Consider the following 19361-nt stretch of genomic DNA (forward strand, 5'->3'; position numbering starts at 1 on the left):
TAAATTTGGAAGTGGTACTTAAATTCCACTTGTACGGATAGATTCCACAGCCTCTTTGATTTTCTCTGGTGGAAGTACCAGCGCGAAGCGCACATATCCTTCCCCATGAGGACCAAAGCTTGCGCCAGGAGTAACGATGACACCGGCTTTTTCCATTAATTCCATACAGAATGCCATGCTGTCCGTGCGTTTTCCCGGAAGCTTTGCCCATACGAACATAGTTCCTTTGCCGTTTGGCTTCTCCCAGCCAATGGAAGCAAGTCCGTCGCATAGAGCATCACGGCGTGCCTGGTATTGTCTGCATTGTTCTTTTACGCTGTCCAGAGGTCCCTCAAGAGCAGCGATAGCAGCTTTCTGGATTGGCAGGAACATACCGAAATCGATCTGGCTGCGAAGCTTTTTAAGAGCAGAGATGATTTCTGGATTTCCAATGAGAAAGCTGATTCTGGCGCCGGTTACGTTAAAGGATTTGGAAAGGCTGAAAAACTCAACACCAACCTCCCGCGCACCAGGAGTGGCAAGAAAACTTCCACCTTCCACACCATCAAAGATAATGTCGCTGTATGCATTATCATGGATAATTAAAATATCGTATTTTTTTGCAAATGCAACAATTTCTTCATAAAGTCCTGGTGTGGCAATGCTTCCTACCGGGTTGGATGGAAGAGAGACTACCATGTAACGGGATTTGCGAGCCACATCTTCTGGAATATCCTTTACATATGGCAGGAAATCATGCTCTGCTACAAGCGGGTAGTAGTAAGGAACTGCGCCTCCTAATTTGCTTCCTGCTGCGAAAACCGGATAGCACGGATCTGGAAGAAGAACCACGTCTCCCTCGTCGCATAAAGTCATGCCAAGATGTCCCATGCCTTCCTGACTGCCATAAACGGACATTACCATATCCGGTGTGATTTCCACATGGAAGCGCTTCTTGTAATATGCACAGACCGCATCCAGAAGCTCAGGCAGATCGCGGAGACTGTAACGCCAGTTCTGATCGTCAGCAGCAGCTTCCATCAGTGCTTTCTTAATATGATCCGGTGTATGGAAATCCGGCGTTCCAACACTCATGTTGTAGATCTTCTTTCCCTGTTTCTCAAGTTCAAGCCGCCTTTCATTGAGCGCGGCAAAAATTTCATCTCCAAATAAATTCAGTCTTTTGGAAAAATTCATCGTAAGTAAGCCTTCTTTCTATCAAAATGCCAAACCAATAGGTTTATGCTAAAAATCCTATTTATTTTATCACAGTACCATAACAGAGTGCAAGACAAAATTGTATTTTCAGGAAAGACATTTGTATTACTATTAGAAAACGAAAATGGGATGGTTGCCGTGCATTGCTGGATTTAGGGGTAAAGTTCTTTATTGTATAGATTTTAGAGAAAAAATAGCAGCTGACACTTAAGAGGGCATTGTCTAAAATTGGAGAAACGTGTATAATTGGCTATATCAAACCAAGGGAGGAAAAGAAAATGAAAAAGTTTCTCGAAGAATTTAAGGAATTTTTTGCATGGTGAAAGCTCTAAATAAAGCAGCTGAGAAAATCCCCCCCCTTGATTTGAATAAAAAGACATGCGAGGATATAAATGAAAGACTACATGGCCCCTATGGAGGGCGTGACAAACTTTGTATACCGCCGGACTTATCACCGGTTTTATCATCCCATGGATAAATATTTTACTCCGTTTATTTCTGCCAAGCCGAAGAAAAACCTGAGCTTCCAGGAAATTTGCGAGGTGTCACCGGAGCGGAATGAGGGAATGTACGTGGTTCCCCAGATCCTGACCTGCAATGCAGATGATTTTATCCGTACTGCCCAGCTTTTGAAAGATGATTACGGACACCAGGAAGTGAACCTGAATCTTGGTTGTCCTTCTGGAACAGTTACAGCGAAGGGAAAGGGTGCCGGATTTCTGGCAGAGCCCCAGAAGCTGGATCAGTTCCTGGATCAGATTTTTTCGAAACTTGATATGAAAATTTCCATAAAGACCAGAATTGGAACTCACTACGAGGAAGACTGGGAGTATCTGCTGGCCATTTATGAAAAATATCCCATTCATGAACTGATCATCCACCCAAGGATTCAGACAGATATGTATCGCGGAGTGCCGCGGCTCGGAGCTTATGAGAAGGCTGTAAACCGTCTGAAAATGCCACTTTGCTATAATGGGAATCTGTTTTCTGCAGCTGATTATAAGCGGATTACAGAGCGTTTTCCAGACACTTGCTGCTTCATGTATGGAAGAGGGCTGATCACGAATCCGGGGCTGGTAACTGAGATCCGGGAAGGCATTCGTCAGGATAAAAAGACAGTAAGAGAATTCCATGATTGTCTTTTCGAAGAGTATCGGGAACTTCTTTCCGGCGAACGGAATGTGCTGTTCCGTATGAAAGAATTATGGAGCTATATGGCCGTTAATTTTACAAATTATGAGAAATATGCCAAGAAAATCAAGAAATCCCAGCATCTGTCAGAGTATTCGTCTGTGGTATCCAGTTTATTTGCAGAGCAGGATTTGATAGATTAAGTATTTTGGATATTTAGAACGCTGAAAGGATCCCCCTTGGCGGGCTAAATAGCAATAAATAATTCGAAAGAGGAATAACATGTTAAATACCGATCGTTTTGAAGAATTTATATCTCAGTATCCCATTTATGAATACCGCCTTGTGGATACTGCTGAAATAGAGGTAAGAGAGCGGGTGCGGATCATCTGCAAACAGGAGTGTGAGCGTTACGGCACTACCTGGGCCTGTCCCCCTGCTGTGGGCAGTCTGGAAGAATGTGGGAAGCGAATCCACAGTTATCCAAATGGAATCCTTTTTTCCAGTGTGGCAGAGGTTTCCGATGTGATGAACATGGCGGAAATGCTTGCTACCCGAGATGCTCACGAGGAGCTGACTACAGAGGTAGCCGGATTTTTGAAAGGGGAGGGATTTGAGACATTTACCTTGTCCACTGAATCCTGCGATCTTTGCGAGCATTGTGCCTATTTAGACGGAAAGCCCTGTCGCTTCCCTGAGAAAATGCATCCCTGCCTGGAAAGTCACGGTGTAGTGGTAAATGAGCTGGTAGAGCATCATTCCATGGAATATAATCTTGGCGGAAATACCATTCTGTGGTTTTCTCTGGTGCTTTTTCGCCAGAGAGCGTGATCTGTTAACTGTAAATCAGAATGAAAAGAAAACCTCCCGCATAAGCTAGAGATAAAGACCGGGAGGCTTTTTTTATGTCTGTATCAGAACGTTTTATGACAGCTATGGAACTTCCTGGTGACCTGTCCTGTAAAGCCCCTATTATAACGATTACCGGACCGTCGCAGGTACAGATTGAAAATTATAAAAGCATCTTATCCTATACAAGCGAGAAATTAATCGTGGTTACCTGCCAGGGACGCGTGATCCTTCAAGGGAAAAATCTGGAAATATTTCATTACACTACTTGGGAAATGGAAATAAAAGGGCAGATTTTGTCGGTAATGTTAGAGCGTGTTTGAAAAATCATTCCCGCAGTCTGCAAGCTCCGGTTTGCGGTATATTTTACCTGAATTCGGTTGCCGTCCGGCAGTACATCGTAAATCCAATATAAATGGAGGCGAGATTAAAATGAATAACCCCGAAAAAATACTCCATGGATTTTTAGAACTTTCAGTATCCGGTGACCAGCTGGAACGCTTCCTGAATTTGTGCCACGCCAGAGCTGTCTCTTTGGAAAGAATCCGTTATCTGTCAGAAAAAAACATAACAACTCGCATTTCCATAAATGATTTCCGAAAACTCCTTCCCATACATAGAAAGACCAGAGTCCGTATCCATATTCTAAAAAAAAGAGGTCTGCCGTTTTTACTGCTCAGAATCCAAAAACGAAAGTGCTTTACAGCCGGGTTACTTCTTTGTGTGGTTTTGCTGCTCTGGCTCTCTGGCCACATCTGGAATATCCACATTGATGGAAATGTAAAAAATTCCACCCCTCAGCTTCTGGAATTTCTGGACCAGCAGGGAATTACCCATGGGATCCGTAAAAATCAGGTTAACTGTACCCGGATTGCCGACCTTCTCAGGAAAAACTACCCGGATATTACTTTTGTTTCTGCCAGGGTTCAGGGTACCCGGCTTCTTCTTACCATTCAGGAAGAAAACCTCACAGAAGATATCCAGCAAACCAACTCCCCATGCAATCTGATTTCCGACCTGGATGGAAAAATTGTGAATATGGTTATCAGAAATGGAACTCCACTTGTTAAAACTGGAGACATTTGCAAACAGGGTGATATTCTGGTATCTGGCGAGGTGCCAATCCTGAATGACAGCCAGGAGGTTGTACGTGTGGAATACGTTCCGGCAGACGCAGACATTTATGTGCGCCATCAGATTGCTTATTATCAGGAGGTCCCCCTTTCCTATGAAAAAAAGGTTCAAAGCGGCACTTCAAAAACCAGCTGGTATTTTCGTGTTGGTGACTTCGTTTTTGGCGCAGATACAGGAAAAAAATCCAGATATATAACCTCAACGGAAGAAATCCCTTGGAAACTTACCGAGAATTTCGTCCTTCCTTTTTCCCTGGGAAAAATCACCCGAACACCTTATAAGATACAGAGCACAGTTTACACGAAAGAACAGGCTCAGAAGAAAGCAGTACAGCAGCTGAGAATATATGAACAAAAACTTCTGAATAAAGGAATCCGAATTGCAGATTCCCGGTTGTCAGTCACATTTGACAGTACAAATTGTACTGTGCAGGGTACATTGACAGTAGATGAAAAAAGCGGAAAGAAGCAGAATATAGAATTCAGTCAGGAATCATAAGTGTTGAAAAACAATCTTTAGAGTGGTATACTTTTACCCAGAGATATTTTTGAACAGACACAAGGAGGAGCAGTTTTTGAAATCCACGAATATAGAGATTGACTCATTAGATATTTTACAGGAGCTTTTTGGAATCAATGATAAGCTGATCAAGGTGATTGAGAATCGTCTTGGCGTATCCATTACCCAGAGAAATTCCTGCATTACCGTAAGTGGGACTAATGACGGCAGGATACATTCAGCTGTGAATATTATTGAAGCCATGAAGGAAGCTCTTGAAAAACAGCAGCAGCTTTCCGTGGATATGATCCATCGTTTTCTGGATGAGACCGAGGAAGAGGATGACAGCGAGGAGGATATTGCAGACAGCACCCGCAAGGTGCTGGGGGATGCAGTGACTTTGAATTATAAGAATATTCCAATTCGAACTAAGACAATTGGACAGAAAAATTATATCACTGCTTTGAAGAACAATACGGTTACTATCTGTATCGGACCTGCCGGTACAGGTAAAACATACCTGGCAGTTGCTTATGCGGCAGAGCTGTACCGGAATGACGAGATTGAGAGAATCATTCTCAGCCGTCCGGCCATTGAAGCGGGCGAGAAGCTTGGTTTCCTTCCGGGAGATTTACAGGAGAAGGTTGATCCTTATCTGAAGCCGCTTTACGATGCACTAAATGACGTATTCGGGCCAGATCAGGCTGCGAAGTTAAGAGAACGGGGAATCATTGAGGTTGCACCTCTTGCATATATGCGAGGCCGTACTTTGAATAACAGTATGATCATCATTGATGAGAGCCAGAATGCCACACTTCCTATTTTGAAAATGGCACTTACCCGTATTGGTACTGGTTCTAAGATGATTCTTACCGGCGATGTAACACAGATCGACCTTTCCAAAGAGACGGATTCCGGACTTCAGAAGTGTGCTTCTATTTTGAAAAATGTAGACGATATTGCTACTATTTCCCTGACGAACCGTGATGTTGTCCGCTGCAAGATCGTGAAGGACATTGTTAAAGCATTTGAGAAAGAGGAAGCGAAAGCCCAGGAAAAGACCCAGAAGCGGGCAGTTCGGCGGACAAGCCGGTAATTGGGAAGCCAGGACAAAATTTTCAGTAAATGACAATCAATATCCTGTGGGAAGATTAATTTGAAACTGAAATGTGAATTTTACAGAATAATTCAAACAAAATAGTAAAATTGAACATATGGTGTCGCCTGTTTGAGAAATCAGGCAGATGTCATACAGGAGGAATAAGTTTTGGTAACAATAGAATACGAATGCGAGACCGATTTTGACCTTGGACTTGACTGTCCGGCGCTTGCGAAGATGGTTGCAGAGAAGGTGCTTGACATGGAGAAATGTCCATGGGATGCACAGGTAAATTTGGTTCTCACCGATAATGAAGAGATTAAAAGGGTAAATACAGAGTTCCGTGGCATTGAGAGAGCTACTGATGTTCTTTCTTTTCCAATGCTGCCATTTGAGACACCGGCAGATTATTCTGTGGCTGAAGATGATGAGTCCTGCTTTGATCTTGACAGTGGAGAGCTTCTTCTGGGAGATATTATGATTTCTGCAGAACGTGCTGCTGCCCAGGCAGAAGAGTATGGACACAGTGTAAAGAGGGAATTTTGCTTCCTAGTTGCACATAGTATGCTACACCTTCTGGGATACGATCACATGACTCCGGAGGAAGCCGCAGATATGGAAGCACGCCAGGCGAAGGCACTGGAGGAACTTGGAATTACCCGTTAAATTTTTTTGTGCATGACCCTATAGCTGGAGAGGCTTTTGCTGTTTGCCGTGAATAAGTTACTATGAAAGTTCCGGATGGCAGTTGCAAAGCGACTGATTTTCATATAAGGTGATGTCATCAGCAGGTGGCATTACCATTCCGGATGTATTTATAAGTGGCGGTTTCTGCAGTTTCTGTTCAGTTAGAAGGTTAAATATATATGCATAAGGAGGAGAAGACATGAAGAAAAAAATATTTAAACTTCTCACAGGAATGTTGCTTTCCTGCGCACTTGCAGGATCCACAGTAGCGGTACAGGCAGAGGAAGCCGGGACAGATACCGTGAAGAGTTATCTTACCGGAGAGGATGTATCTGTCGGCATTGGCCACAGACGTCCCATCGCAGTTATGCTTGGCAACGATACCAATGGCGCTCCACAGAGCGGAACTGAGAACGCAGGAGTCATTTATGAAGCACCGGTAGAGGGAAGCATCACCCGTCTCATGGCGATCATCGAGGACTATGACAATATTCCAAGGATCGGTTCTGTGCGAAGCTGCCGTGATTACTTCCTGTTCTATGCAAATGAGTATGATGCCATCTATTCTCATTATGGACAGGCTGTATATGCACTTCAGTATCTGGACCAGCACCTGATCGACAATCTGAACGGACTTACACTTGGAAATGCTTACTATCGCAGCACTGACCGTGTAGCACCGCACAATGCTTACACTGATTTCTCCCATCTTCAGGCAGGAATCCAGAGCCAGGGCTATAGCCAGGATTATAAAGAGGACTATAATGGTCATTTCCAGTTTGCACCGGAAGGAACTGAGACAACCCTGGATGACGGAGTTTCTGCAAATGTTGTGAAGCTTGATAATTTCGCTTATAACCATCCGTGGTTTGAGTACAATGCAGAGACTAAGGAGTACAGCCGCTTCCAGTTTAATGCACCGCATATTGACCAGAACACAGGTAATCAGCTGACATGTGAGAATATTATTTTACAGTATTCCAACTATGTTCCATATGATCCAAATGGTTATCTGAACGTAGATACCCAGTCCGGAGGTGAGGGCAAATACATCACCAGAGGCAAGGCAATCGACATCCACTGGACAAAGGATTCCCAGTGGGGAATCACTCATTATTATGATTCCAATAATCAGGAGATTCAGCTGAATCCTGGAAAAACATGGGTCGAGATCGTGCTGAATGATTCTGTAGGTTCTGTGTCTTTACAGTAAAATAAATTAAAAATGGAGAGGGACGTCATAAGATAAGGCGTTCCTCTTTTGTATTTACGTGAAAAACATGCTCTAGAGCCTGTCTGCACGAGCGCATGATGCAAATGAACGCGTTTTGACTTGATTTGCAAAAGTGATAGGACGATCAAAACACGGTAGAGCTCTTTCAGACTATGCAATATTTTACAGAAACAATAATTCTACACGTTAAAATGTGAAATTTTTCTGAAATTAAGAACTGTTTACCTGAAACCATGGACGAAATGAAAAAAATGATGTAAGATAAGAAATTGATATGTATGAAAACTACATGGAAACATAATAACGGAGTTGACAAATAAAATGAATGATCGGGAAAGACTGAAAGATAAAAAACGTATTGTAATCAAGATTGGAAGTTCCTCTCTTACCCATGCTGAAACTGGCAAGCTGAATCTTCGGAAACTGGAGATTCTGGTAAGGGAATTGGGCGATCTTCGAAATCAGGGTAAGGATGTGGTTCTGGTATCTTCAGGAGCCATCGCTGTTGGAGCAGCAGCTCTTGGATTTAAAGAGAAGCCACAGGAGCCTCGTCAGAAGCAGGCGTGTGCAGCGGTTGGACAGGCCAGACTTATGATGATTTACCAGAAGCTGTTTGGAGAATACAATCAGATGGCAGGTCAGATCCTGATGACCAAAAATACCATGGTAAACAACGCCAACCGCAAAAATGCAGAGAACACGTTTAATGAGCTTTTATCCATGGGTGTGATCCCTATTGTTAATGAGAATGACTCTATTTCCACCTATGAGCTTCAGTCTCTGGAAAAATTCGGAGACAACGATACCCTTTCTGCAGTGGTAGCTGCTCTTATAGGGGCAGATCTTCTGATCCTTATGTCAGACATAGACGGACTTTTTACAGATGATCCGAATACAAATCCAGATGCGAAATTTATTGACACGGTAGAAACATTGGACGATGAACTTCTTAACATGGGAAAATGCTCCTCCGGAAGTAAAGTGGGCACTGGAGGAATGGCTACCAAGCTTACAGCTGCCAGAATTGCCACAGCTGCCGGTACCGACATGGTAATTGCCAATGGCGGCGATTTTCATAATATTCACCGCATTGTGGAGGGCGACCCCTGCGGTACATTGTTTGTTGGAAAGAAAAAGGAAGAGTTTTTCCTGATCGATTATATTGAAAAATTGCTGTAACTGTTCAGTATCTTCACAGTTACAATTGCTTTAAGTTTTTGTATAAATTAAAATTACACAGAACATTCTCAGGAGGAGTATATTATGGACAGCACAAAAATCGACAGAATCAACACCCTTCACCATAAGGCACAGAGCGTAGGCCTTACAGAAGAAGAGAAAAAAGAACAGGCAGAGCTGCGCAAGGAGTATATTGCCACCATTAAGATGAACCTTAGAAATCAGCTGGATAATATTGATGTAAAGAAAGCCGATGGTACGGTTGTGAATCTTGGAGAAAGATATGGAAGAAAAAAGACTCATTAGAAAGCAGATTTTTGCAGCCAGAAAGCAGTGCAGCGATGCGCAGGTAGAAGAATGGAGCCATCAGATTACAGATCAGGTGCTGAAACTCTCAGAGTTTGTGAAGGCTAAGCATATTCTGGCTTATGCAGATTACAATCATGAAGTAATGACCAGATATATCATTGAGGAAGCCTGGAAAGCAGGAAAAGAAGTGGCAGTCCCGAAGGTTGTGGGAAAGGATATGATTTTTTACCGCCTTACTGATTTTTCTCAGCTAGAGCCTGGATATTTTGGAATTCCGGAGCCTGTCAGAGGCGAGATCGTGAAGTGGGAGGATGCTCTTATGGTCATGCCTGGTGTAGCTTTTGATCCTGAGAACAACAGAGTGGGATATGGCGGCGGCTTTTATGACCGCTTTTTAGAAAAACATCCTGATATTACCAGACTGGCAGTGGCTTTTGATTTTCAGATCCTTGATCTGGTGCCCACAGAACCTACGGACATTTGTCCTCAGATCATTGTGGCACAGAGTAAAGTTTACCGGAGGGAGGACTTATAAATGAATGAAATGCTGGAAACTCTTGGCAGGAATGCCAAAGAGGCAGAAATCGTTCTTCGAAACCTTGATACAGCTAAGAAAAATCAGGTTCTGGAGGCTGTTGCAGACAGCCTTGTTGCAGATTCGAAAGCACTTCTTACAGCAAATGCCATTGATGTAGAGAATGGCAGGAAGAATCAGATGCCAGAAGGACTGGTAGACCGTTTGATGTTGACAGAAGCCAGAATTGCAAGCATGGCAGAGGGGCTTCGTCAGGTTGCGGCACTGGAAGATCCTATCGGGGAAGTGACCGGGATGAAAAAACGTCCCAACGGACTTCTCATTGGACAGAAGAGAGTCCCTCTTGGAGTGATCGGAATCATCTACGAGGCAAGACCAAATGTGACAGCAGATGCTTTTGCCCTTTGCTTTAAAACTGGCAACGTGGTGATCTTAAAGGGTGGTAGTGATGCCATCCATTCCAATACTGCTATTGTGGATTGCATCCGCAGAACCCTGGATGAGAATGGAATTACGAAAGATGCGATCCAGCTGATCTCTGATACTTCAAGAGAGACTGCCGGAGAATTCATGAAGATGAATGAATATGTGGATGTACTGATTCCACGAGGAGGCAAAGGTCTTATTAAAGCAGTAGTAAATAACAGCACGATTCCTGTAATCGAAACTGGTACCGGAAACTGCCATATTTATGTGGATGAGAGCGCAGATCTTCAGATGGCGGCAGACATTGTGATGAATGCCAAGACACAGCGGGTGGGTGTCTGCAATGCCTGTGAGTCTCTTCTGGTGCATGAGAAAGTGAAGGATGCTTTCCTTCCGGTTCTTGCAGAGCGCCTTCGGACAAAGAATGTGGAGATGCGTGCTGACGAGGAAGCGAAGGCTTTGATCCCAGACGCAGTCACTGCCACTGAGGAAGACTGGGGTACAGAATATCTGGACTATATACTTTCTATAAAAGTAGTTGGATCTGCAGATGAAGCGATTCGCCACATCAATCGCTACAATACAGGCCATTCAGAGGCAATTATTACCAGAGATTACAACAATGCCCAGAAATTCCTGGATGAAGTAGATGCAGCTGCTGTATATGTGAATGCTTCTACAAGATTTACGGATGGTTTTGAGTTTGGTTTTGGTGCCGAGATCGGAATCAGCACCCAGAAGCTTCATGCCCGTGGCCCCATGGGACTTCTGGCACTTACTTCCACAAAATATATCATTTATGGAAACGGACAGATTCGTCCTTAGGTTTGATTTTTGAACTGAGATATGTTATACTAGACTTCGATGTTAATATTTAATATGGGGGACTCATTTATAAGGAGGACTTTTTAAAATGAAGAAAAAGCAACTTTTGGTATTCATTATGGCGGGAAGCCTTGCAGCCGGAATGTCTCCGGTGACAATGGCATTTGCAGAGGCAGATACCCAGACCGTGACAATAGAGGACACAGTAGCTGTTGCCGCAGAGTCAGAAGAAGGAGAAGCAGCAGCTGAACCAGTGCAGGATATTTCAGATGCCGCAGCAGATACACCTGTGGAAGAACCTGCACAGGCAGCAGATACGCCGACTGCAGAACCAACCCAGGCAGCTGCAGATACACCGGCAGCAGAACCAACCCAGGCAGCTGCAGACACACCGGCAGCAGAACCAGCTCAGGCAGCGGATGCGGTTGTGGATGATGGCTTTAACAGCGGAGATACTGCTGAGCTGACTTTGGAGGAAGAGGAGAGTGCTACCCCTACTCCTGAGACCACTGGTCAGATTATCCTGAAGGCAGCAGATGGAACCCAGACATCCTATTCCACATTAGCAGAGGCAATTGCGGAAGCCCCGGTTAATATTGGCAAGGATGGTGAAGTTACCCAGATCCTTGTAACCGGAACTGTAGAGATCAGTGAGACTGTTGTGATCGATCAGAATAAGAATATCTCTATTGCAGCAGCTGCGGATGGAACTACTATTAAACGTGCAGCCGGATTTTTAGGAGATATGTTTAAAGTAAAAGATGAGTCCACTTCTTTCCAGTTTGGTACAGGCAAGGAGGGTGAGACTGTTTTAAGTCTGACTGTAACAGGAGCACTTGACCAGGGGGATGCAACAGGCTCCATTATTTCTGTGGAGGGCGGTTACTTCGGATTGTCCGATGGTGTAACCCTGACAGGAAACAGAACCAGTGCGCCGGGAGCTGCAATCTGTAATTCTGGCGGAAGCATCGGACTGGCAGGTGGTACTATCACAGGAAACCAGTCTGAAGGTATTGTAAATGAAGCTGCTGAAATTACAGGTGGAGCTATTTACAGTCTGGGCGAGATCCGTGTTTCCGGCGCCGTAATTGTAAAGGATAACAAGGACGATGGTCTTAATGATAACAGTATTGTTTTAGGCGGTGATAACGCATGTATCGCAGCAATTGGCCAGCTTGCTGAAACAGCAGACCTTCAGGTAAGAAGAAGTGACGCAGCTGCCGGAAAGATTATTGTAAAGGTCGGTACGGATGCGAATGGTACTGCACTTACTACTATGGAGAATATTCTGGCACATGTTCATTATCTGGACACTACAGAGTATACCATTAACAACCAGACTGGAGCACTTGAGTCTGTTACAGCTCCTGTTAGTACTATGACGCTGACCGCAGATTCTATTTCCTGGAATAAGGCGTATGAGCATACTGTTGATCTGACCTTCCATACCAATGATGCTGGTGTTGGAGGAAGATATTATGTGACCTGGGTGAAGAAATCTGATTCTACACCTGGATTCGAAGCAGTAAAGAGCAATTATAAGAGCTCTGGAGATATTGCAAGCTCTGCAAGTGTACAGTTGACAGATGTAGCTTATGATACAGCCATTAAAGTAGTTGTATATGCTGAGGATTCCAAGGGACTTGAAGCAGTTGCGCCACTTGTACTTACATTAAAGGCGAAAGCAAGCACTCCCACAGAAACTCCGATTACTACTACACCGACGCCAACTACTCGTGCAACCATTAACCCGTCTGTCAGCGAAAGCAAGGTAACAGGTCTTGAAAAAGCACTGGCATTCTACCCGAAGCAGATGTACAATTTCACAGTAACTGGCGCCGGAACTGACAATACAAACCCGATCAAAGGTGATACCAAGTGGATCCCGTATGGCTGGAGCATGTCCGCGAAGAACATTGACACCGGATATCAGAAGAGCTGGTCTATCGGAAATGTAAATGGTATCAAGCAGGCGAAGACCTTTAGAATGTATATCTTCTTCCAGAAGTACATATACAATGGATCCGAATGGGAAGCTACCGGCGTGAAGGAAGCTCTCCCTACAGAATTTAAGTCCAAGGCAATCGACTTCACAGTAACTCCATCCGGCACAATCACGCCAACTGCAACAGCCGGTTCTGGTTCCGGCGGTTATGATTATAACGGAACAGGTAGCGGCGATGGAGATGGAACAGATGGCGATGATGCAGAGAACCATGACGGAACAGACAGCGATACCGGTTCTACATCTGCAACAAACGCGAGAACAGCCGATAACTCCCCGATTGCCACTATGATGATGCTTGCAAGTCTTTCTCTGGTAGCTGGAGGTTATGTTATCGTCAGAAAGAGAAAAAAAGAAATCTAAGAAAATCTATGGCATATGAATAACCATGCATTTTGATCAGAAGTTTTTCTGACAGCAAAATAATAAGAAACATACATTAGGCAGGTCTTTTGACCTGCCTTTTTGCATATAATAATACAGGCAGCGGGGGGACAGGCTATAGCGTGTAAAAAAAGGCCTTCTGCAAGATGTACGTTACACTTTGTTGGAATGATTTTTCAAACACGCTCTAGAGATGAAATGCCGCCTGAGTTTTTTCCTGCTGCAGGAGGTAAAATATGTTGTCAGAAAGCGTATTGTCAGTCAGAAAAGAATTGTTCCCACAGAATAAAACGGCTGTCAGTGACATGCCGAAAGTAAATATACAAAAGAAAGTACAACCGACAGATGCAGATATGGTACAAACATCGCTGTCATTTGAAAACATATATTATTCTTTATGGGAAATAGCTGGACGCTACAGCAGCTTTTGCCAGTTTCGCGTGATTGGAAACAGTCATGACGAGAGAATGATCCCAATGCTGGAAGTTGGCACCGGCGCACAGATGATCTTCTGTGTGGCTGGAATTAATGGAACTCAGGCTCTTTTGCCGGAACTTCTTCTGAAAATGGCAGGAGAATACTGCAGGGCCTACGAATGCGGCTGGAAGCTGGATGAATTTTATGAAGTGAAAAAACTCCTTGATAAAATAAGGATCTGTCTGATTCCGATTTTAAACCCGGATGGTTATGAAATCCGCCAGAATGGCTTTGGTGCTATTCGAAATCCAGTTTACCGTCAAATGCTTCGTATGCAAAGCATTCCTGCTGAGGATTTTGGATATAATGCCCGTGGAATGGATATTTCACATAATTTTCCAACGGTTCATTATATCCGTTCACGTATGGGAGAGGAACCAGCCAGCGAGAATGAGACAAAGGCATTGATCCGGATCATTCAGGAATATGATGGAAGAGGACTTTTGACGTTTGCTCAATCCGGAAGGGAAATCATTTATTATCACTGTCAGCAGGGAGTGGGAAGTCTTCCGAAATCCTACCGGCTGGCAAGACATATGCAGAAATCTTCTTCCTATCATCTGGAAAGGGAACAGATGACCGAATCGGCCAGGGAAAAATTTAAGGGAATGGGAACCCCGGAACAATACTATATTCAAACGAAAAAACAGCCGGCATTTCGTATTAAAGTACCAGCTCAAAGCGGAAATGGAAGAGGCGTTGAAGAGGATAAAAAGGCAGTATATGAGGAAATACATTTGCTTCCATTGGAATATATATTTTCATTAGACAATTAAATGTTATTGTTTGCAGGTGAGCTTTTGTAAAATAATTACCGGAGAAAGCTGGCCGGTAACCATAAAAGGAGATGTCCGAAATAATCGAAACATCTCCTTTTAGTATATGATTTGTTTTTTGGCGTTTACGAAACGCATAGAAGATTGCCATGCGCATCCGAAATGATTATTTTTCGGAAGTAGCAGTTTCCGGTCTTTCGTATTTCCTGCGGATATCTTTCATGACAAAAAGATAGGAAACACCGGTAAATACTGCTGCTGTAACCCACGCTGCCGGGTCACAGAAGCATGCAAGTGCATAACTTCCTACCGCCATGGAAATCATTGCTACAACCAGACGTGCAACCAATTCAGAAACACCACCCATCATAGGCAGGAATCCATATCCGCAGCCCTGCATGGTATTTCGGAATACGAAAATACTGCTTAAGGGAATGTAAAAGATCACACTCATATAAATGTAAGTTTTTGCCCATGGAAGCATGCTGTTCATATCCACATTTCCAGTGAAGAAAAGTCCAAGAGCTGGTTTCAGAAGAATACAAACCAGCACGGCTGCTGCAAGAGCATATACAACAGAAGCTTCCAGAGACGCTTTAACACCCTGGCGGATTCTCTTGATATCACCCTTTCCGAAGTTCTGTCCACTATATGTTGCCATAGTCTGTCCCATAGCCATCATTCCCTGGGTTACCAGGTTCTGTACCTTGCTGGCTGCCGTAAAAGAGGCAACGGCATCGGAACCGAAAAGATTGATAGCAGACTGCATGACCATGGTACCGGAAGCTGTAATTGCAAACTGCAATGCCATAGGAATTCCCATAGCCAGCTGGTTACGGCTCTCCTGGCCGTGAAGCCTCCAATGTCTTCTGTTTGGGGCAAGAGAAGGCATACGTATATAGATGTAGACCAAACAGAGTATTGCGGAAACGCCCTGAGAAATAATGGTTGCCCATGCTGCTCCGGCAACGCCCATTTTAAAATTGATAATCAGTACCAGATCCAGAATTACATTTAAAGCTGCGGAAAATACAAGAAATACCAGCGGAATCTTACTGTTTCCAACTGCACGCAGGTAAGAGGAAAACAGGTTGTAAAAAATAGTGGCGATGATTCCGGCGCTGATGATCATAATGTAGGTATATGCATCCTGAAAAATGTTGTCAGGTGTGTTCATCAGCTTCAGAAGAGGGCGCATGCCCAGCAAACTTAAAGAACTGATGATTACGGTAAAAATCAGGGAAAGAAGAATTCCGTTAGCTACACTGATCTTTACCCCTTCGGTATCTTTGGCTCCGAAGCGCTGAGCGGTGAGTACGGAGAAACCAGCTGTGATTCCCTGCGAGAAGCCCACAGTAAGAAACATGATCGTTCCGGTGGATCCGACTGCCGCAAGGGCATCCGCGCCTACATAGCGTCCTACAATAATCGTATCTGCCATATTATAGAGCTGCTGAAAAATGTTTCCAATAATAAGAGGAAGCATAAATTTCAGGATTACCGGCAAAGGCCGGCCTTTTGTCATATCTTTTTCCATAAAAAACTCCTTATTGAGAAATATAGAAATCGTAAATAAAAAGTGTTACTAAATTACTTACATATTAGAGTGTGTCAGAGTCTGTTTGAAAAATCATTCCCACAAAATATAACGCACATTTTGCAGATTGCATTTTTTTACATACTCTGGAAGCGAAAATTATTTTATCACACTGCGGATTATCTGTCACTATTTTATTTTTGACTATTTTAAAGGCATTTAATGCCATAATGTTCAAGAAACCACACTTTTTCTCGAAAAATGTTTAGGAATTTTGACTGATATGTTGGTTTTGCTTGCTATTTGCTCTCATAAATGGTAAAATCAAATATAACGTGAAGATATTTTTTTGAAAGAGAGGCATTCATATAAATGGCGAATGAACATGGAGAACAGATCAGAATCGTGCAGGAGACTGTGGCTGGTAAGGAGATTACTTTTGCCCATGTAATGGGAGGACCGGCACCGATCATTTATCAGAAGCTTGGGTTGAATCCGCAGCTGGATTATCGTTCCTCTGCAATTGGAATCATGAATATGACACCTCCGGAATCCGCAGTTATCGCTTCTGATATTGCGGTGAAGAGCGGTAATGTTTATCTTGGATTTGCAGACCGGTTTACAGGGACTTTGATCATTACAGGAGAGATTTCTGATGTAATGTCTGCAATGACTGAGATCGTAAATTATTTCCGGGATTCTCTGGGATATGTGGTCTGCAATATTACGAAACGATAGGAAGTAGAAGCATGGAGCGAATAACGAAGGAAGAGCTGCTGGAAATGCTATTCCATGATGATTATGAACATCTGAAGGGGAAGAAGCTTCGTATGACTCGTGTGCGTGTACCGGGAAAGGAAGTTTGTCTTGCTCATGTGATCAGTCCTTCCCAATCTTGTATTTATGAAAATCTGGGACTGCATATTGGAGTTCATGAGGGGGAAGACCACACAGGAGAATCCATTGGTCTGATCCGTTTTACTCCCTGGGAAGCGGTTGTGGTAGCTGCAGATGTTGCTATGAAGAGTGCAGATGTACAGATCGGGTTTATGGATCGTTTTTGCGGTTCTCTGATCATTACAGGAGGATTGTCCCAGGTGCAGACTGCTGTGGAAGAGGTCGTACGTTTCTTTGACAGAGAGTTAGGCTTTAAAACATGTGCGGTTCACAGAAGCTGACAGATACCTTATGGCTGCGGGAACAGTAGCTTATGGATACGATATTATGATATGCAAATGTAAAAATACTGCACTGCTGTATTTTTACAAGTAAGGTTTATTGAAAACAGGGGAAATACAATTCGATGAAGAAAATTTTTTTGATGGGAAGAAGTGAAGCCGGCAAGACCTCACTGACGCAGGCACTAAAAGGCGAGGAGCTTCATTATATAAAAACACAATATACCAATTCCAATGACGATACCATTGACTCTCCGGGGGAGTATGCAGAGTCAAAAAGATTCAGTGTAGGACTTGCATGTTTTTCCTTTGAGGCAGATGTGGTGGCAATTGTGCAGGCTGCAGATGAGCCATTTAATCTGTTTGGTGCAAGCTGCCGCTCTTTTATCCTTCGTCCTCTTATTGGCATTATCACAAAAATTGATTCACCATATGCCAATATCCCTATGGTGAGACAATGGCTGATCAACGCTGGATGTGAACGCATTTTTATGGTGAATAATGTGACCAGAGAGGGAATTGATGAGTTGATGGAATATCTGCAGGAGGATACCCCGAAGCTTACATTGGAACAGGCGAAATTCAAACAGAGCCTTGGTCTGAACGAGTGGGATCCTCTTCCAGAGGGAGTGGCTTATCCGGAAGAAAAAGAGAATATGCTATAAAAAATTCCCATTCAGATTTTCCTGTTATCTGGATGGGAATTTTTATATGGTATGTTGCTTATGTAAATTACGGTATTAAAGAAATGTACTGCTTTAACAGACAGAGGGTTAAATCCGGAACCGCCTGGGCAGCCGGAATCCCCACCGACGGTTCACCGATCATATTATATCAGATATTGGTGCAATAATTGGAAAATAAGTTAGCAACCACCAGTTCAACTTAAAATCTATGGTTTCGATATTCCCGGGGACTGCATCCCTTTATTTTGGCAAAAACTTTGGAATAATAATTGGGATCTGAAAATCCAGCCTTGTCAGCCACTGCGCTGACAGGCTGGTCATCCTGCAAAAACTCCAGGCTGCGCTCGATTCGATATTCCTGCAAAAAGGCAAACAAGGTAGTATTCATATGACGTTTAAAAAGCCGGGTGCATTCGCTTTCACACAGGTGGATGTGTCCGGCGATGTCATTTAAGGTGATCTTATTTTGATAATTTTCTTCTATGTAGGACAGAATCTTCTTGATTCGGTCGTATTCCAGAGAGTTTTCCCTGGAAGCCTGGGGTTCGTAGGTAATATGCTCCAGAAGAAGCCGCCACATGGATTGCAGGCAGATGGTAATGTCCAGCTCATAAAAATCCGGTTTCTTTTCATCCAGATCAATAATGCGGAGAAGATATTCGCGAAAAGGCTTGTGCCAGGGCTCACTCTGGTCGATACAGATGGCAGGGAGCATAGAATCCTGAATGATAGGATCTACATATTTGCTGTTGACAGTGCTTTGGAAAAATCCATAAATCAGCCTGGAATCAAAGGTTACAGGAATATAAGCGCAGTCCTTCTGATTTTCCATTGTGCCAGAGTGAAGGGCACCGGAGTTGTTAAATACAATATCTCCTTCTTTTAAGTGGTAAACCATATGGTTGACCTTGTAGCACATAGTGCCTTTTTGCACATAAGTAATCTCTATTTCCGGGTGCCAGTGCCACATAAAGGAACCAGACTCATATTCTGAAAGTTTCTGGTAGCTGACCAGGAATGGAAACTGTTCATTGCCGTGCTGTTTTAATTCTTTTTGAAACTGATTGGTTATGATCTGCATGCCAAACCTCCCGAGAAAAAATTTCATATCCTGTGGACTGTATAGAATTCCATATGTTCAAAAATAGAGAACTACAATAAAACGCATAAATTTACCTGTATTATACATCTGTTAAAGATAAAAACGCAATATAT

At 43.5% G+C, this 19361-nt stretch carries 19 protein-coding genes and 1 pseudogene; 17 read left to right on the plus strand and 3 right to left on the minus strand.

The features are described 5' to 3' along the window. Positions 1–18: 18 nt before the first annotated feature. A complete protein-coding gene (locus ACESTK_RS13485; RefSeq protein ID WP_195379699.1) occupies positions 19–1176 on the minus strand; it encodes a pyridoxal phosphate-dependent aminotransferase in 1158 nt (385 codons plus the stop codon). A 413-nt stretch (positions 1177–1589) separates the two neighbouring features. On the opposite strand from ACESTK_RS13485, the gene ACESTK_RS13490 reads away from it, so the two are divergent. The 14 genes and pseudogenes from ACESTK_RS13490 to ACESTK_RS13555 all read left to right on the plus strand — a co-directional run bounded on the left by ACESTK_RS13490 (position 1590) and on the right by ACESTK_RS13555 (position 14745). Continuing rightward, the gene (locus ACESTK_RS13490; RefSeq protein WP_373119982.1) at positions 1590–2531 is read left to right on the plus strand and encodes a tRNA dihydrouridine synthase; all 942 of its coding nucleotides are present in this window, start codon (positions 1590–1592) and stop codon (positions 2529–2531) included. Positions 2532–2610: 79 nt separating this feature from the next. After that, positions 2611–3159 (plus strand): DUF2284 domain-containing protein, encoded by a 549-nt coding sequence (locus ACESTK_RS13495; protein ID WP_118578391.1) that lies wholly within the window; start codon positions 2611–2613, stop codon positions 3157–3159. A 74-nt stretch (positions 3160–3233) separates the two neighbouring features. Beyond that, complete coding sequence (locus ACESTK_RS13500; protein WP_118578390.1) at positions 3234–3500, plus strand: YabP/YqfC family sporulation protein; 267 nt, start codon at positions 3234–3236, stop codon at positions 3498–3500. 32 nt (positions 3501–3532) lie between these two features. After that, positions 3533–3592: pseudogene (locus ACESTK_RS13505) on the plus strand (hypothetical protein); the annotation flags it as partial. Between the two features lie 17 nt (positions 3593–3609). Continuing rightward, positions 3610–4809, plus strand: coding sequence for a sporulation protein YqfD (locus ACESTK_RS13510; RefSeq protein ID WP_373119983.1), 1200 nt, complete (start codon positions 3610–3612; stop codon positions 4807–4809). Positions 4810–4885: 76 nt separating this feature from the next. After that, complete coding sequence (locus ACESTK_RS13515; RefSeq protein ID WP_118578388.1) at positions 4886–5905, plus strand: PhoH family protein; 1020 nt, start codon at positions 4886–4888, stop codon at positions 5903–5905. Positions 5906–6076: 171 nt separating this feature from the next. Then, complete coding sequence (gene ybeY, locus ACESTK_RS13520; RefSeq protein ID WP_226840922.1) at positions 6077–6574, plus strand: rRNA maturation RNase YbeY; 498 nt, start codon at positions 6077–6079, stop codon at positions 6572–6574. 220 nt (positions 6575–6794) lie between these two features. Further along, positions 6795–7808 (plus strand): DUF3048 domain-containing protein, encoded by a 1014-nt coding sequence (locus ACESTK_RS13525; RefSeq protein ID WP_226814800.1) that lies wholly within the window; start codon positions 6795–6797, stop codon positions 7806–7808. 342 nt (positions 7809–8150) lie between these two features. Then, on the plus strand, positions 8151–9008 hold the full coding sequence (gene proB / locus ACESTK_RS13530; protein WP_118578387.1) for a glutamate 5-kinase: 858 nt from the start codon (positions 8151–8153) through the stop codon (positions 9006–9008). Between the two features lie 84 nt (positions 9009–9092). Then, positions 9093–9314, plus strand: a complete 222-nt coding sequence (locus ACESTK_RS13535; protein ID WP_373119986.1) for a DUF896 domain-containing protein — start codon at positions 9093–9095, stop codon at positions 9312–9314. Continuing rightward, the gene (locus ACESTK_RS13540) at positions 9292–9852 is read left to right on the plus strand and encodes a 5-formyltetrahydrofolate cyclo-ligase (RefSeq protein ID WP_373119987.1); all 561 of its coding nucleotides are present in this window, start codon (positions 9292–9294) and stop codon (positions 9850–9852) included. Before ACESTK_RS13535 ends, ACESTK_RS13540 begins: the two co-directional genes overlap by 23 nt. Then, the gene (locus tag ACESTK_RS13545; RefSeq protein ID WP_173715584.1) at positions 9853–11103 is read left to right on the plus strand and encodes a glutamate-5-semialdehyde dehydrogenase; all 1251 of its coding nucleotides are present in this window, start codon (positions 9853–9855) and stop codon (positions 11101–11103) included. An 88-nt stretch (positions 11104–11191) separates the two neighbouring features. After that, entirely contained in the window at positions 11192–13471 is a 2280-nt protein-coding gene (locus ACESTK_RS13550) for a hypothetical protein (protein ID WP_373119989.1), read from the plus strand. 257 nt (positions 13472–13728) lie between these two features. Continuing rightward, positions 13729–14745: a M14 family zinc carboxypeptidase gene (locus ACESTK_RS13555; RefSeq protein WP_226814801.1), complete on the plus strand. Its 1017-nt coding sequence runs from the start codon at positions 13729–13731 to the stop codon at positions 14743–14745. A 166-nt stretch (positions 14746–14911) separates the two neighbouring features. Here the strand turns inward: ACESTK_RS13555 and ACESTK_RS13560 are convergent, their stop codons facing one another. Further along, positions 14912–16282 carry an MATE family efflux transporter gene (locus ACESTK_RS13560; RefSeq protein WP_118578383.1) on the minus strand — a complete coding sequence of 457 codons (1371 nt, stop codon included), beginning with the start codon at positions 16280–16282 and terminating at the stop codon, positions 14912–14914. Between the two features lie 372 nt (positions 16283–16654). On the opposite strand from ACESTK_RS13560, the gene ACESTK_RS13565 reads away from it, so the two are divergent. The 3 genes from ACESTK_RS13565 (at position 16655) to ACESTK_RS13575 (ending at position 18125) form a co-directional block, all read left to right on the plus strand. Then, positions 16655–17020 carry a BMC domain-containing protein gene (locus tag ACESTK_RS13565; RefSeq protein ID WP_118578382.1) on the plus strand — a complete coding sequence of 122 codons (366 nt, stop codon included), beginning with the start codon at positions 16655–16657 and terminating at the stop codon, positions 17018–17020. 11 nt (positions 17021–17031) lie between these two features. Then, positions 17032–17460 carry a BMC domain-containing protein gene (locus ACESTK_RS13570; protein ID WP_118578381.1) on the plus strand — a complete coding sequence of 143 codons (429 nt, stop codon included), beginning with the start codon at positions 17032–17034 and terminating at the stop codon, positions 17458–17460. 125 nt (positions 17461–17585) lie between these two features. Continuing rightward, positions 17586–18125 (plus strand): EutP/PduV family microcompartment system protein, encoded by a 540-nt coding sequence (locus tag ACESTK_RS13575; protein WP_148462568.1) that lies wholly within the window; start codon positions 17586–17588, stop codon positions 18123–18125. A gap of 220 nt (positions 18126–18345) precedes the next feature. Here the strand turns inward: ACESTK_RS13575 and ACESTK_RS13580 are convergent, their stop codons facing one another. Continuing rightward, entirely contained in the window at positions 18346–19227 is an 882-nt protein-coding gene (locus ACESTK_RS13580; protein ID WP_373119992.1) for a helix-turn-helix domain-containing protein, read from the minus strand. Positions 19228–19361 lie beyond the last annotated feature (134 nt).

The organism is Ruminococcus sp. Marseille-P328 (assembly GCF_964249465.1).
GTDB classification, from domain to species: domain Bacteria; phylum Bacillota; class Clostridia; order Lachnospirales; family Lachnospiraceae; genus Blautia_A; species Blautia_A faecis.

Excerpts from the sequence above, each read along its gene's own strand:
- ACESTK_RS13560 (WP_118578383.1), bottom strand. The coding sequence starts at position 16,282 with ATGGAAAAAGATATGACAAAAGGCCGGCCTTTGCCGGTAATCCTGAAA.
- ACESTK_RS13555 (WP_226814801.1), top strand. The coding sequence starts at position 13,729 with ATGTTGTCAGAAAGCGTATTGTCAGTCAGAAAAGAATTGTTCCCACAG.
- ACESTK_RS13495 (WP_118578391.1), top strand. The coding sequence starts at position 2,611 with ATGTTAAATACCGATCGTTTTGAAGAATTTATATCTCAGTATCCCATT.
- ACESTK_RS13540 (WP_373119987.1), top strand. The coding sequence starts at position 9,292 with ATGGAAGAAAAAAGACTCATTAGAAAGCAGATTTTTGCAGCCAGAAAG.
- ACESTK_RS13565 (WP_118578382.1), top strand. The coding sequence starts at position 16,655 with ATGGCGAATGAACATGGAGAACAGATCAGAATCGTGCAGGAGACTGTG.
- ACESTK_RS13500 (WP_118578390.1), top strand. The coding sequence starts at position 3,234 with ATGTCTGTATCAGAACGTTTTATGACAGCTATGGAACTTCCTGGTGAC.
- ACESTK_RS13570 (WP_118578381.1), top strand. The coding sequence starts at position 17,032 with ATGGAGCGAATAACGAAGGAAGAGCTGCTGGAAATGCTATTCCATGAT.
- ACESTK_RS13485 (WP_195379699.1), bottom strand. The coding sequence starts at position 1,176 with ATGAATTTTTCCAAAAGACTGAATTTATTTGGAGATGAAATTTTTGCC.
- ACESTK_RS13525 (WP_226814800.1), top strand. The coding sequence starts at position 6,795 with ATGAAGAAAAAAATATTTAAACTTCTCACAGGAATGTTGCTTTCCTGC.
- ACESTK_RS13575 (WP_148462568.1), top strand. The coding sequence starts at position 17,586 with ATGAAGAAAATTTTTTTGATGGGAAGAAGTGAAGCCGGCAAGACCTCA.
- ACESTK_RS13490 (WP_373119982.1), top strand. The coding sequence starts at position 1,590 with ATGAAAGACTACATGGCCCCTATGGAGGGCGTGACAAACTTTGTATAC.
- proB (WP_118578387.1), top strand. The coding sequence starts at position 8,151 with ATGAATGATCGGGAAAGACTGAAAGATAAAAAACGTATTGTAATCAAG.
- ACESTK_RS13535 (WP_373119986.1), top strand. The coding sequence starts at position 9,093 with ATGGACAGCACAAAAATCGACAGAATCAACACCCTTCACCATAAGGCA.
- ACESTK_RS13510 (WP_373119983.1), top strand. The coding sequence starts at position 3,610 with ATGAATAACCCCGAAAAAATACTCCATGGATTTTTAGAACTTTCAGTA.
- ACESTK_RS13545 (WP_173715584.1), top strand. The coding sequence starts at position 9,853 with ATGAATGAAATGCTGGAAACTCTTGGCAGGAATGCCAAAGAGGCAGAA.
- ACESTK_RS13580 (WP_373119992.1), bottom strand. The coding sequence starts at position 19,227 with ATGCAGATCATAACCAATCAGTTTCAAAAAGAATTAAAACAGCACGGC.
- ACESTK_RS13550 (WP_373119989.1), top strand. The coding sequence starts at position 11,192 with ATGAAGAAAAAGCAACTTTTGGTATTCATTATGGCGGGAAGCCTTGCA.